At 58.6% G+C, this 14361-nt stretch carries 11 protein-coding genes; 1 reads left to right on the forward strand and 10 read right to left on the reverse strand.

Going from position 1 to position 14361, the window contains the following annotated elements; translation table 11 throughout:
* Nucleotides 1-645: 645 nt before the first annotated feature.
* The 9 genes from QCE88_RS39225 to QCE88_RS39265 all read right to left on the reverse strand — a co-directional run bounded on the left by QCE88_RS39225 (nucleotide 646) and on the right by QCE88_RS39265 (nucleotide 12164).
* Nucleotides 646-1896, reverse strand: a complete 1251-nt coding sequence (locus QCE88_RS39225; RefSeq protein ID WP_309911264.1) for a sodium:proton antiporter — start codon at nucleotides 1894-1896, stop codon at nucleotides 646-648.
* A 73-nt stretch (nucleotides 1897-1969) separates the two neighbouring features.
* Complete coding sequence (locus QCE88_RS39230) at nucleotides 1970-3112, reverse strand: mechanosensitive ion channel family protein (RefSeq protein WP_309911265.1); 1143 nt, start codon at nucleotides 3110-3112, stop codon at nucleotides 1970-1972.
* A 109-nt stretch (nucleotides 3113-3221) separates the two neighbouring features.
* Nucleotides 3222-4997, reverse strand: coding sequence for a glycoside hydrolase family 15 protein (locus QCE88_RS39235; protein ID WP_309911266.1), 1776 nt, complete (start codon nucleotides 4995-4997; stop codon nucleotides 3222-3224).
* Nucleotides 4998-5001: 4 nt separating this feature from the next.
* Nucleotides 5002-5994, reverse strand: a complete 993-nt coding sequence (locus QCE88_RS39240; RefSeq protein ID WP_309911267.1) for an SDR family oxidoreductase — start codon at nucleotides 5992-5994, stop codon at nucleotides 5002-5004.
* Between the two features lie 80 nt (nucleotides 5995-6074).
* The gene (locus QCE88_RS39245; protein WP_309911268.1) at nucleotides 6075-7718 is read right to left on the reverse strand and encodes a GMC family oxidoreductase; all 1644 of its coding nucleotides are present in this window, start codon (nucleotides 7716-7718) and stop codon (nucleotides 6075-6077) included.
* Entirely contained in the window at nucleotides 7708-8340 is a 633-nt protein-coding gene (locus QCE88_RS39250) for a gluconate 2-dehydrogenase subunit 3 family protein (protein ID WP_309911332.1), read from the reverse strand. Before QCE88_RS39250 ends, QCE88_RS39245 begins: the two co-directional genes overlap by 11 nt.
* Entirely contained in the window at nucleotides 8337-9239 is a 903-nt protein-coding gene (locus tag QCE88_RS39255) for a hypothetical protein (RefSeq protein WP_309911269.1), read from the reverse strand. The genes QCE88_RS39250 and QCE88_RS39255 overlap by 4 nt, the downstream gene beginning before the upstream one ends.
* Nucleotides 9240-9254: 15 nt before the next feature.
* Nucleotides 9255-10361 carry an enolase C-terminal domain-like protein gene (locus tag QCE88_RS39260; RefSeq protein WP_309911270.1) on the reverse strand — a complete coding sequence of 369 codons (1107 nt, stop codon included), beginning with the start codon at nucleotides 10359-10361 and terminating at the stop codon, nucleotides 9255-9257.
* Nucleotides 10362-10367: 6 nt separating this feature from the next.
* The gene (locus tag QCE88_RS39265) at nucleotides 10368-12164 is read right to left on the reverse strand and encodes a thiamine pyrophosphate-requiring protein (protein ID WP_309911272.1); all 1797 of its coding nucleotides are present in this window, start codon (nucleotides 12162-12164) and stop codon (nucleotides 10368-10370) included.
* 286 nt (nucleotides 12165-12450) lie between these two features.
* Between QCE88_RS39265 and QCE88_RS39270 the strand changes: the two genes are divergently transcribed.
* Nucleotides 12451-13752 (forward strand): chloride channel protein, encoded by a 1302-nt coding sequence (locus tag QCE88_RS39270; RefSeq protein ID WP_309911274.1) that lies wholly within the window; start codon nucleotides 12451-12453, stop codon nucleotides 13750-13752.
* A gap of 44 nt (nucleotides 13753-13796) precedes the next feature.
* On the opposite strand, the gene QCE88_RS39275 is transcribed toward QCE88_RS39270, so the two are convergent.
* Nucleotides 13797-14213: a MarR family winged helix-turn-helix transcriptional regulator gene (locus QCE88_RS39275; RefSeq protein ID WP_309911276.1), complete on the reverse strand. Its 417-nt coding sequence runs from the start codon at nucleotides 14211-14213 to the stop codon at nucleotides 13797-13799.
* Nucleotides 14214-14361 lie beyond the last annotated feature (148 nt).

The raw sequence follows: 14361 nt of genomic DNA on the forward strand, positions 1-14361 counted from the left end.
GCCTGGCAAACCCATTGCAGCTTCGCTTTTGCAAGCGTGACAGCCTTCTTGACGAGCTCTTCGTAATCTGGATCGGCGCAAGGTTTAGGGTCGAATATAAGAGGTTGAGAATTTAGCGCGTTGCGCGTTATCAATAGCATAATTCGCGCAGCATTATTAAAAAAAAGTGACGCCAAGCATGGAGCTGAGCAAGTTCACGCAAGCCCGAGTGCAAATGTCCACAGCGCCTAATGGAAAAATGACATATATTGATACCCCACCCGCAAGATTCGTATTCCGAGGTCAACCCGATATTGAATCGCTTAAGAATAATCCCAGGAAAGTTAAGGATACCCACCCGCTGGCAATGATGGCGATCCCACGCCAGTTGGATGTCGGTCGTAAGCCGACAAGCTTGCAAAGGGAGCCCCAGAAAAGGCCAATTGCAAAAACTACCTTCAGCCTTGTATTGGGGTAGTAGCCCAGCAGCGCGCATCCACCGAGCAAACATAAGAGAAGGAGCGAACAACCGGCCACCGTCAACGAGAAGTCCATAAAAGATGGCTTTTTGAGATCTGCAAAGATCGACTTCATGGCGGTCTATATGTACGTCCAAATCGCATTAACGGAAACGGTCGCGGCATTTGAAGTTACAGATCACGCTGCCTAATCTCTGGATCTGACAGCAACGCGAGCAAGCGGGCCGATCGTCAGTCCCTGACCGAGAATCGAAATCACCACAACAATGTAGGTCATAGCGAGTAAGGTGTTACGCGCGTTATCCGATGGGATTGAAAGGGCGAGCGCAACTGAAATGCCACCTCGTAGTCCACCGAGCGTGAGAATCTTCCAGGCGCCGCTTGGCAATTCCGCTCTTCGCCCAGCGAGTGCCACGGGTAAGCCTACGGTTAAGAGTCTAGAGAGCAACGTGACGATCGCTGCCGTCACGCCCGCGAAAATCAGCTTTTGAGAAAAAGCGATCGACAGAACTTCCATGCCGATCAATACGAACAGCAAGGCATTCAAGATCTCATCGACGATCTCCCAGAACATGTCAACGTAGCGACGCGTCGTGTCCGACATGGCGTGTCGGCGGCTGCGATTTCCGGTCATGACGCCGGCAACGACCATGGCGAGCGGGCCAGACACATCAAGATGAATGGCTAAGGCGTACCCGCCAATCACTGCGGCCAAGGTCAACAGTACTTCAACATGGTACTGATCGATGGAAGCCAGGAGACGATAGAGCGTGTAGCCGATCACCCAGCCAAAGGCGAGTCCGCCAAGCCCTTCACGAACAAGCAAGGTCACGCCCGTATTCACACTTGGCGCATCGCCGCTTGCCGCGAACGAGAGCAACAAGGAAAACAGGACGACACCCACGCCATCGTTGAAAAGCGATTCGCCTGTGATCACAGTCTCAAGGCTGCGCGGCGTCTTGGCCGACCGCAAAATTCCCATGACAGCGATCGGGTCCGTTGGTGAAATCAATGCACCGAATAGCAAACAATACGCAAACGGTACGGTGATTCCTAACCACGGAAGCAACCAATGCATTGTCACGCCGATGATACCGGTTGAAGCGACGGTACTCGCAACCGCCAGAGCCAGAACAGGCGCTTTGTGTCGCGCAAGTTCACTGAAATCGACATGCATCGCCCCCGCAAAAAGCAGCAGCGACAACATCCCTTGAAGCAGCAGATCACTGAAGTCGAGGGAGCCTATCAAATTGGTTTGTGCCAAACGAACGCGATGAGCGAACTCAACGGGCGCGAACACATCGAGGCCCAATAGAAGCAGCGACAGCCCTAACGACGCTGCCATTACGCCAATCGTTGTGGGCAAGCCGACGTACCGGTGGTTGAGGTAAGCGAAAATCGCTGTAAAAGTCAGGCAGACGGCAACAAGGTCAAGCAAAGGTTTTCTCCCAAGTTAAAGCTTGCACGTCGGTGCCTGAACAATCGATCTGGAAGAGGAACAGTGGCTAGGCTCACTGCGTCGCTTGGCCGGTTTGCGTCGTACCTAGGGAGCGGATGCGTGGGCGAACCGAATTGTTTTGCGGGACATTGTCCTCGCTGGCCGTATTGGCCACCACGTACAGAGTGCGTGTCGGGAAAGCAAACTCGATGTTCTTTTCGGCGAGCGCGGACATGAGCTCAAGGTTGATACTTTGCTGAATATCCATGTATAGGTTGAAGCTCGCTTCGGTGACGTAGTAGACCACTTCGAAATCGAGCGAGCTCTCCCCGAATTGCTTGAAGTGGGCACGATCGAAGCGCGTATTGCCCGCGGCAACCACGGCGTCTTTCACGATCTGGGGCACGGCCCGCCGTTGCTCGGGTGTGCAATCGTAGGTGACGCCGAAACCAAAGACGATCCGTCGCTCCGACATTCTCTTGTAGTTGTGGATCGTGCTCTTTAGCAGCTCAGTGTTGCTACAGATTATTTCTTCGCCACTGAGGCTGCGAATTCGGGTAGTTTTCAAACCGATCTGTTCGATACTGCCCGCCACATCGTTGAACACGATGAAGTCGCCAATTTCAAATGGCTTGTCAAGCCCAATGGCGAGAGAGGCAAAAAGGTCACTCAGAATACTCTGTACTGCGAGGGCAATGGCAACGCCGCCCACACCCAGGCTCGCTACAAAGGCTGTGATGTTGACGCCCATGTTGGCTAACACGGCAAGCAATAGCACCGACCACAGAAGGGCGCGCAACATCCAGGACATCATCGTGGTGATAACAGGATTATGAGCAGTCGCCGCTGCGCTTTGCAGACGATGAGCGCTCCATACCGATACACCATGGTTGACCCATAACGCGAGTTGGAAGCCTATGACCAGAAACCAAAGATGGCTGATTCGACTATCCCATTTGGCGGAAAGGTCGAGAAACTCGCTGCCGATGAGTACGGCGGCCATAAAAATGGTGAAGCGATGCGTGCGTCGAAGCACATCGACGACAATGTCGTCGAGATGGGTTGTCGTCCGCGCAGCGACCGCATCCAGGCGCGCAACAGCCAAACGGAGTACCGTCGAGATGACGAGGTAGCTCACTAATGCGGCCACGAGCGCATAGATCCACTCGATGGCGGGGATGCCGAAGAGCACATACGAATCAAGCCAATTGACCATGCGGGGGAGACCTCCAAGCGTAGGAAATTCATGTTTCGGTTACCGACACTTACAGTCTGTCGGGTGAAACGCAAAAGAGTTCCGCTTGATTTGCGTCCGCACAACGAGTTCAGCCCCCGCCACGCTGAAGGGTCGGTCCGCAAAGCCCTAATGCAGTGTTGACCACGGCAAGATGCGTGAGCGCCTGTGGGAAGTTCCCAGCAAGCGCGCTGCGCGAAACGTTGTACTGCTCGGAGAACAGGCCGAGATCATTAGCAACAGCAAGCACTCGCTCAAACTGCAAACGTGCCTCGGCTGTGCGGCCTTGCATGTGCAAACAGTCGGCCATCCAGCATGAGCAGGCGAGGAAGGCGCCTTCGTTCGGACCGCGCTTGGTTCTTTTATGCCGGCGGATGAGCCCATTTTCGTTGAGCTCTCGACCGATAGTCTCGATGGTTGCCGCCATGCGTGGGTCGTCAGCGGGCAGGAAGCCGACAAGCGTGAGCAAGAGAAGACTCGCATCTGGCTCGTCACCCCCGTAGTATTGCGTGAAAGTGCCGAGTCCCTCGTTCCACGCTTGCTCGTACACCTCGTTGTGAATCCTCGTCTTCAAGGCGACAAGCTTATCCATTAGAGCAAGGTCAGCGTCGCGGGACGCGCGACGACGAATATAGCGGTCCAGCGCGACCCACGCCATCACACGGGAGTAGGTATAGTGCCTCGGCTTCGCACGCGACTCCCAGATGCCGGATCCTGCGGTGTTCCACACCTTTTCCAGGTGTTCGACGATCCGGCTCTCGATCAAATTTTCGTGCTGACTCGATCTCAGACCACCGCGTCGCGCAACATCGAGACAGTCGATCACTTCGCCCAAGACGTCGACCTGCTTTTGTCCAGAGGCTGCATTGCCGATTCTGACGGGTGTTGCATACTGATAACCCTGCAGCCAGTCGACGGTCCACTCACGCAAATGGCGTCCACCATCGATCCGGTACATGATGAGAATATGGTCGGGTGAGCCCGCGATCGTACGCAAGAGCCAATCGCGCCACGCACATGCTTCATCTTTGAAGCCGGCGTTGAGCAAAGCGACAAGGGCGAAACAGCTATCGCGAAGCCAGCAATATCGGTAGTCCCAGTTTAAGGTGCCCCCGGGTGCTTCCGGTAGCGAAGTCGTGGGCGCCGCGATCATCGCTCCCGTGTCGCGATGAATGAGCGCCTTCAATGTCAGTAAAGATCGACGAACGACATGAGGCCACTGCGTCCTGGTGTCGTCAAACTGATTGATCCAACTGCGCCAATGCTGCTGCGTCTTTGATAACGCTTGCTCTACATCGAAAGGGGGTAGTGCGCCTCGATGAGACATGCCATACGCTAAAAGAAAGGTTTTCGTCTGTCCCTCGCTGACCTCGAATTCAGTCGCGACATCTCCATCCTGCACACACAGCGGTACATCAGCACGCAAGACCACAAAGTCTGGCCCGACGCACGCTTCGACGGTATTGGCTTTCTGTGTGGTCCAAGGCGCCAACTCGCCATAGTTAAAGCGCAGGCATAGCTTTGTGCTCAAACGCACGGTGCCGCTCACGCCCACGACCATACGCACGATGGCGTTCGTGGCGTCGCCAACTGGCATGAAGTCGATGAGGCGCACCATGCCTTCGGAGGCTTCGATTTCAGTCTCGAGCACTAGTGTGTCATCCTGATAGCGTCGGTCTCGCCTGACGAAGGGTGCAGTCGGTGATATCGACCAGAAGCCGTTTTCTGGACCACCAAGCAAAGCGGCCATGCACGCATCACCGTCGTAACGAGGCCAACATAGCCAGTCGATTGATCCATCACAGCCTAGAAGTGCTGCCGTTTCGCCATTCCCGAGCATGGCATAGTCTTCGATCCACCGGTTCATGGTGCTAGTCCCTTCGGCGAGTCAGTAGTGCAAATACGCTTGCGATTCCGACGCTGGCCACCGTCCACAGTAGCGTGCGGTGACGATCGGTGAACATCTCCCAGCTCGTGTCTCTTGCTTGTTCATCGAAGCGGCCATGTGCGCCGAAATCGCCTGCGACGGGCTCATAAAGATTGTGAGGCGCGTTCGGCGGTAGACGCTCTTCGGTGAGTTGACCGCTGTAGCCTGATCGCGAGAGGTAACGGTCGATTAGCCCGGGTGCAACGCGGTTCGCGAGGATGGCTTTAACGGTCGAGAAGCCCACCCAGACCTGACGACGCCGGTGCGTTGCTGCAAAATAGATCGCGCGTGCCGCCACTTCCGGCTGATATATCGGCGCGACAGGCTGCGCGCGTTTGCCCATCTTATTCATGGACCAGTCGAACTGCGGTGTATTAATCGCGGGAAGGTCAACCATGGTCAGGTGAATGTTGAGCCGATCATGAATTATTTCGGAGCGCAACGCGTCCGTGAATCCGCGAATCGCGAATTTGGCCCCGCAGTAAATCGATTGCAACGGTACTGACCGATATCCAAGTGCGGACCCGACGTTGACAATCGTGCCTCGGTTGCGTCGGCGCATGCGCGCAAGCGCCGCTCTCATGCCGTGCACCTGTCCGAGATAGGTGACCTTAGTTCCGCGCTCAATCTCTTCAGGGGTAAGGGCGGAAACGGGTGCGAAGACGGTAGCCATTGCAACGTTAATCCACACGTCGATGGGGCCGAGCATGTCTTCGACGTGCGTTGCTGCAGCTTCAACCGCTTGCGCATCGGCAACATCGGTAGGAAGTGGGAGCACGCGCACGCCGTATGCATCCTCTAGCTCACTTGCTGCGCGACGCAAGCGTTCGGGCTCACGTGCAAGGAGCGCCACGTCAAACCCTTGTCTTGCGAACTCCTCGGCCGTCGCACGGCCCACGCCCGCTCCCCCACCAGTCACGACCGCAACCTTACTCATTTTTCTCTGCCCCATTTTTCTGCACTTCGCGAAAGCCCACCTATCGAAGACGTCCTCGGCAAACTGTTTCAATGGCGGCGTTATAGTTCGCCGCGAGCTGCTAGCACTTCGATGCGATCAGCCGTGCGCAATGCGACCGCCTGAATGGTTAATGACGGATTCACGCCTCCGACGGTGGGAAACACGGACCCATCGCAGATCCAAAGATTGTGGATGTCCCAACTTCGGCAATCCGCGTTGACGACGCTCGTCGATGGATTGTCGCCCATGCGCGCCGTGCCGTTCAGATGGCACGTGTCGTCGGTTTCGCGCCAAACGTCTCGTGCGCCGGCGGCATCGAGCGCGACGTTCATGAAGTCGAGCGAATGCTTGACGAGGCGCTTGTCGTTATCGCACAACGAGTAGGTGACGCGTGGAATGGGCAGACCATACTGATCCTTCTCGTCACTCAAGGTCACGCGGTTGCGCTCCTGCGGCATGGTCTCGCCGACGATCTTCAAGCCTGCCATGTGGTTGTACTTTTGCATCTCGTCGAGTAAAGCCTGTCCCCACAGGCCGCGTCCGGTCAGCGTATTTGCCCACGCGACCGGCAACGGTCCCTGACTCATGTAGCAATAACCGCCGAAGAAATCCTTGCCCTTGTCCTCGTAATTCCAGTGCTCGGTCATCGCAAGCGAGGGTGGCCCTTTGTACCAGCGGATTTCCTCGTCCATCGTGCCCCACACGGCCTGATTCGTCTGCACCATCAGATTCTTGCCGACGCGACCGGCGCCAGTGGCGAGGCCATCGGGATAACGGTCCGTCGCGGACATCAGCAGCAAGCGCGGCGTTTCGATGGCATAACCTGCGACGACAACATTGCGCGCGCGCTGAAACTGCCACTTCCCCTCGCGATAGTATTCGACGCCGGTTGCGCGTCCGTCGTCGCCCATGTCAATGCGGGCGGCCATCGACAGGTCGCGTATTTCAGCGCCTGCGCGAACGGCGCGCGGAATCCATGTGACGAGCGCGCTTTGCTTGGCATTGGTCGCGCAGCCTGACACGCAGAAGCCGCGATACACACACGGATGCGCGTCGCCCCGCGGCGCTGACACGGTCGCGAGCGGTGTCGGCGTCCAATCAATGCCGAGCGCCTCGCAACCGCGCGCGAGCACCAGCGCCGCCGCATTCAATTCGTGCGGCCGATACGGATAACGCGGCCGCTTCGGTCCCCACGGATACGTGACCGGCCCCGCTATCTTCAGCGCTTGTTCGACCTCGGCGTAATAGCGCCACATTTCCTGCCAATCGAGTGGCCAGTCCGCGCCGTAGCCGAGCACGCTGCGCGCCTTGAACCACTCCGGGCGGAAGCGCAGCGAGACCATCGCGAAGTGCACCGTGCTGCCGCCGATAGCCTTGCCGCTATTGTTATTGCCGAGCTTGAGTGGCGTTTCGCCATCACAGATGCGATCGTCGGTCCAAAACAGCTTCGACTGATGCGCCTCATCCGAGGCGAACTCTTCCAGCGGGCGCCACCATGCGCCTGCATCGAGCGCGACGACTTTGAAGCCTTTCTCCGCGAGACGGCATGCGAGCGTGCCGCCGCCCGCACCCGTTCCGACGATCACGAAATCCACCGCTTCGTCTTGGGGGTATTCGCGCATCGGCAGCCAGGCGCCCTCGTGGAAGACATCGGGTGCGCGTCCGTTCTTGCCGCGCGGAGTGTGCATGGCGTCATCGGACATGGCGATTCTCCTTCTGTGCTTGCGCTTCGTGGCCTGGCTTCGCTTCGGCTGCTTCCCACGGATCACGCCGATCGAAATACATGCGCACGTAGCCGCGCGGATTCGCCGGACCGCCGAAGCCAATCTCGCTCCATGCATGAGGATGCGAATAGTAAGAGCCGCAGATATCGTGCAGCACGCGCTTCGAGAAGAACAAAGCGCTGGACATGCCTTGCCATGCATCTGAACTTAGTTTGCCATCTTGCATTTGCTTGATCAGCACGTTTTGCGCTTCCTTGTCGATGCTTCCAAACGGTAGTTCGTGACGCACACGGCTTTCTGCGTCGAGCGCGGCGAGGCCGATGCGCCATGCATCGGGCATGGGCGGAAGGCGTGCATCGCGGTAGCCGTCGCCGATGCCGGTGACGAGCTTTTCATCGACTAAAGCGGCAAGCGGAACCACATCTTGAGGCACGATGCACGCACACAAAGCCCGTAGGCATTTCCACTGCACAGCATCGAAGAAGCGCGGCTCGTTGGGCGGGTTCAGACGTTGATCGATGACCTCGCGCGTCTTGTCGTCCCACGATGGCGTATCGCGTTTCGACATGACGTCATAGCCGGGATAGCGGGGCAGGTTCATCGTTCCGTCTCCCTCAAACGAAGCGCGGCGAGGCCCGCCAACGCGAGCGCGGAAAAACTCGGGGGCGCAGGCAAAGGCGGACCGTTGAACAGGTTCTGGCTCCAGTTGCGCCATCCACCCCGGTTACGCGCGATGCCTCGCGCATGAAAGCCCACGCCGATGAAACCCAGCGCCGTCGTCATGCGCAGCCAGAGGCGCGTGAACCATCGCGGTTGCGGCGCGCCGAGGGCGGTTTGCAGCAGTAACGCAGCAGCGACGGGCGGCACCACGACCGGCGCATACATCGCGGGATTCTGAAAAGCGCCGCGAAAATGCAGCAATGCAACTTCTCCAACAGTGCCGATGATTCCCGCGCTCGTCAGCGACGCGAGCGCTTGTCCCGCAGGCATGCCGAACAAACGCGGCTCGTGCGCGGGTTCATCGCGCAATCGCTCCGCGACCGCGCCCAAAGCGCCGGACAGAAGCAGCGCCATGGGCGCACCGACGGGCGCGGCATAAAAGAAGTTATGCCAGCTCAAACGGCCTGGCCGCTTGGTGATGTTGTACAGATGAAAGCCCGTGCCCGCGACGCCTGCAAGCGCCGCGCTGACATAGACCGAGTTGCGCACGGGATGCCGTTCCGGTTCAACGTCGCGCCCGCCATGCATCCCGGCAATCAGCGAAGCAACGGAGACGATCAGCGGCGTGTACATGGCCGGATTGTCGAACGAGCCGCGATAGTGTTCCATCGCGCTGTCCGCCAGCACGGAAAGCGCGAGCAGCGCGGAGCTTCGGTTGAGCGTGCGCGCCGCATCAATGTGCGTTTGCTTCGTGCTGCATGTAGCGGGTCTGCCTTTGCCGAGCAACGCAACGCCCGCCGCGACACCACATGCAATGGCGATGGTACTTGTCTTGTTCACCGTGACATCGTGTGATCAGACGGCGAAACGCTGCGCGTCCGTATGTTTGAAATCCAGCCCGCAGCCGGGGCGCGACAGGTCGGGTGCGATGGCGCCGTCGACCGCGTGCGGCGCACCATCGAACAACATCTGTTCGATGCGAACGTGATCGTGGAACCATTCCTGATGCCGCAAACGCGGCGCGGCGCAGGCTACGTGCAGGTGCATGGATGGTGCGCAGTGCGCGGATAGGGGGACGTGGAACGCATCGCACAGAGCGGCGACGCGCAGGAAGCCGGTGATGCCGCCGCATCGCGTGACGTCGGCTTGCAGTACGTCGACTGCGTTGTTCTGCAACAAGCCTCTGAAGTCGTCGAACGTATAGCCGTACTCGCCCGCCGCAAGCTCGATACGCGCGGGCAGCGCGTTACGCAGGAAAGCGAGGCCTTCCAAATCGTCCGATGAAACCGGCTCTTCGAACCACGACACATCCTGCGCTTCGAAAACATACGCGTAGTGCAGCGCCTGCTTGGGATCCAGTGCGCCGTTTGCATCGACGAAAAGACCTGCCTCTTTGCCGATTGCCGCACGCGCCACGCGCACCCGATGCGGATCGCGCTCCGGCTCGCTGCCTATCTTGATCTTCACCCAGCGGCAGCCGTCTTCGTGGACCCAGTGCGCAAGTTGCTCGCGCATGTCGTCATCGGTATAAGTGGTGAAGCCGCCGCTGCCATAGAGCGGCACGCTCTCGCGCATCAAGCCGAGCAAGCGTGCGAGCGGTATATCGAGCAGACGCGCCTTCACGTCCCATAACGCGCAATCCAGCGCAGAAATAGCAGTCTCGGCCATGCCCGAGCGGCCGAGATTGCGCACGCGCTGTTGCATGCGCAGCCATAACGCATCGATGTTCCATGCGTCTTGGCCAATGAGCGACGGAGCAAGCGTCGCTTCGATCAGCTTCGCCACGCTTGCATCGCTATAGGTATATCCGATGCCCGTCTTGCCCGCCGCGACAATCTCGACCGTGACGAGCGTCGTCGATTCCCACGCGAACGTGCCGTCGGCTTCGGGCTTGTCGGTGGGAATTGTGTACGCGCGGGTTCGGATGGCTTCTATAGGAGCTTCGCGCCTGGTCAGATGCATCGTGCGTTACTTGTTGTGATGACCGGGAAGCACCGCGCCGAGCACTTGCTTTGCCGTGTCGACGATCACGTTGCCTTGATTCGGATCGCCCTTCATGAGCGTCGTCGCAAAGGCCTTTGCCTGTTGCAGCGTGATATGCGGCGGCAGCGGCGGCACGTTCGGATCGGCCTTCACTTCGATGACGACTGGACGGTCCGATGCGAGCGCTTCGTCCCATACTGCGGCCATGCGTTCGGCGTCATCGACAAAGAAACCCTTGAGGCCGATCAGCTCCGCGAACTTGTGATACGGCACGGACGGAATGTCCTGCGATGCCTCGAACTTGGGATCGCCTTCCATCACGCGCTGTTCCCAGGTCACCTGATTCAGGTCGCTGTTGTTCAGCACGAGGCAAATCCAGCGCGGATCGGACCACTGTTTCCAGTACTTCGACACGGTGATGAGTTCGGCCATGTTGTTCATCTGCATGGCGCCATCGCCGACGAGCGCGATCACGGGCCGTTCGGGATGCGCGAACTTCGCCGCAATGGCGTAGGGCACGGCTGCGCCCATCGAAGCGAGTCCGCCCGACAACGAGCACTTCATGCCGCGCTTCACTTTCAGATCGCGTGCATACCAGTTCGCGCACGATCCCGAGTCGCTGGTGACGATGGCATTCGCCGGCACGCGCGGCGACAGTTCCCAGACTGTGCGTTGCGGATTCACCCCTTGTTTTGCAGACTCCAGCGCGCGCTTCTCCAGCTTCTTCCACCAGTCGTCGAGCCAGCTTGCGATTTCCTTGCGCCATGCGTGGTCGGCCTTCTGCTGCAAGAGCGGCAGGAGCGCGCGCAAGGTCTCGGCGCTATCGCCGACGAGATTGACTTCCATCGGATAGCGGATCGAGAGCATGTCCGCCTTGATGTCGATCTGCACGCCGCGCGCTTGCCCTTCCTTCGGCAGGAATTCGGCGTACGGAAAGCCCGAGCCGATCATCAGGAGTGTGTCGCATTCATTCATCAGCTTATAACTTGGCTCGGTGCCGAGCAGGCCAATTGAACCTGTCACGTACGGCAGATCGTCGGGCATGGCGGCTTTGCCGAGCAGCGCCTTTGCGACGCCTGCGCCGAGTTTGTCTGCGATGGCGATGACTTCATCGGTGGCTTCAAGTGCGCCTGCGCCAACCAGAATTGCAACCTTCTTACCTGCGTTGAGCACGTCGGCGGCACGTTGAAGGTCATCGTTATACGGGACCATCTTCGGCGCGTTGTAGCCCACGCCCGAATGCAGCGTGCCATGCTTGCGCGCGGGCGGTTCGTACTCGAGGTCTTGCAGATCGTTCGGCAAGACCAGCGCCGTGACCTTGCGTTCGGACAGCGCAATGCGTACCGCACGATCGATCAGATGCCGAATTTGCGAAGGCACCGAGGCCTGTTGTACGAAGGCGCCCGCCACGTCCTTGAACATCGCCGGAAGATCGACCTCTTGCTGATAGTGACCGCCCAGAGCTGCGCGCGCCTGCTGTCCAGCAATGGCGAGCACGGGCATGTGATCGAGGCGGGCATCGTAGAGGCCGGTGAGGAGGTGGGCCGCGCCCGGTCCCGATGTGGCGATGCACACGCCCAGCTCCCCCGTGAACTTCGCATGAGCTGAGGCCATGAACGCAGCCATTTCCTCGTGGCGCGCCTGGACGAATTCGATCTTGCCATTGGCGCGATTCATTGCACCGAATACGCCGTTGATGCCATCGCCGGGATAGCCGAAAATGCGGCGCACGCCCCAGGCATGAAGGCGATCAATTAGGAAATCTCCGACAGTTGTGGCCATTGCATTTCTCCAGGGGGCGCTTAATTCGTCAACGAGTGAATGCAGCGTGTATAAGCCGCCGCAGCCACCCCCCAGCGCAATAGCCATGCCCTTAATCCTTTCGAAAGACTACGTATCGCACAGTGACGTCGCCTTGAGCAAGATCAGCTTTGTGCGGCTTGCCGAGACCCCGGGCTTATCAGGGCGATGCCAAGTTCGCCTGAGCTCGGCACCGGAATGTCGCGGCCACGCCATCGCTTCAACAAAATATGGCATGATGTGCCATAAAATGTAACTTCTCCCTGTCATGCGATCCCCTCGATGGATGAACCGACGTACCGTTCTCAAAGGACGCCGCCTGTGGTTGCACTACGGGGTGTTTTGGCTTGGCGCAATCGCAACTGGGCTGATCGCCGTCTTCTACGCTCGGTTAATCGACTTTGGGTACGCTACGTTTTTGCGGATCACCGAGATGTACTGGTGGCTGCCGCTTGTGCTCACTCCGGCAGTTGCAGCGGCAGGGGTCTATTTGACCCAGCGCTGGTTTCGCGGCGCGGAAGGCAGTGGCATCCCACAGGTCATTGCGATGCTCGAAGCCGACCGTGAGATCGGTCCGCGGCTGCTCAACGTTCGAATTCTTGTCGGCAAAATCGCTATCTCTTTCCTGTCCATTCTTGGCGGTCTTACGATTGGTCGAGAGGGCCCGACGATCCATGTTGGCGCAGCGTTGATGTTTAGCCTCCGTCGTTTCTACCCGACTCGATTGCAGCGCATGGGCGGGACAAGCCTTGAGCGGCGACTTGCGCTCGCGGGTGCGGCAGCGGGACTATCGGCTGCGTTCAACGCGCCATTGGCGGGCGTGGTCTTTGCCATCGAGGAGCTAACACGTAGTTTCGAGCAGCGAACGAGTGGCGTGCTGATCACAGCGATCATTTTTGCCGGCGTGGTGTCCTTGGGGCTTCAGGGAAACTATGTGTACTTCGGATCGATCGACGTAGGTAGCCATTTGCCCAATCTTCTCGCGGCGTCGGTGGTAGTGATTGGCCTGCTGGCGGGGATCCTGGGCGGAGTCTTCTGCTGGTTATTACTGAATACACGGCGATGGATGCCTGATCGGCTCCTTGCCTGGCGCGGCCATCATCCAGTGCTTTTCGGTGCTGTTTGCGGGCTGATCATTGCCGTCATAGGCGTAGTCACGGCCAACCACACATTTGGCAGCGGTTACGCTGAGGCGCGAGGGATGCTGGAGGGGCGGGTAGCGCTGGGGCCGGAGTATCCGTTGCTCAAAATGGTGTCCATGATCGGATCCTATCTGCCCGGGGCGCCCGGAGGTCTATTTGCACCATCGCTTGCCATTGGAGCCGGCATTGGGAACGCGGTGCATCTCGTCTTCGGACAAATGCAGCTTCCAATGCTGGTCGCCTTAGGTATGGTCGGCTATCTAGCGGCCGTGACGCAGAGCCCGATCACGGCTTTCATCATTGTGATCGAAATGATCAATGGGCACGCCCTGGTTATTTCGCTGATGGCAACGGCACTCATCTCCAGCCGCGTTTCGAGATTCTTTGCGCCGCCGCTTTACGAAGCCCTTGCTCATCGATATCGCTGAGTGGGCCACGAAACCGCAAAATAGCCTGCGTGAGGCTAATGGCTTCAAACGCTGCCCACAAGCCATCCGAAAGCCTGCATCTCCGCAAGGTGCATGGACGCGAGTTTTAACAGGCAGCGCTCGCCTTGTGGCGTCAGATGGACTTCCACTTGGCGCCGGTCATGCGCCCCGGGTTTTCTTACGACCAGCCCGGCGCTTTCGCAGCGGTTCACCAACGCAGCAGTTCCATTCGGTGCCGCTTGAAGCCGTTCGGCCAATTCGCCAACGGTAGCCCATGTTCGCCCCTGCATTCCCCTGACGTGCAGAAGCAACTGATATTGAAGCGGCGTGACGCCAGCGGCCTGCGTGATTTCTTCAGAGTAGCGCAGAAACTTCCGCAGCTGATATCGGAAGTTCGACATGGACTCCAAGTCGTCTTTGGTCGGTAGGCCTTTTTTCGTGCGGGCCTTCGCTTGCTTCATGAGATCGTGCGAGTGGTTGTTGAGTGTCGGAAGAGGGCGGCGTCAATGCCCCTCATGAGTCGATATCGTAGCAGAGTGGTCAGGTTCACTCTTGGGGGCTAAAGCGGAGATCAGCATTGTAAAAAGGGCACGGCGTGACCTAATTGTG

It is taken from the genome of Caballeronia sp. LZ035, from assembly GCF_031451175.1.
Taxonomy (GTDB): Bacteria; Pseudomonadota; Gammaproteobacteria; order Burkholderiales; family Burkholderiaceae; genus Caballeronia.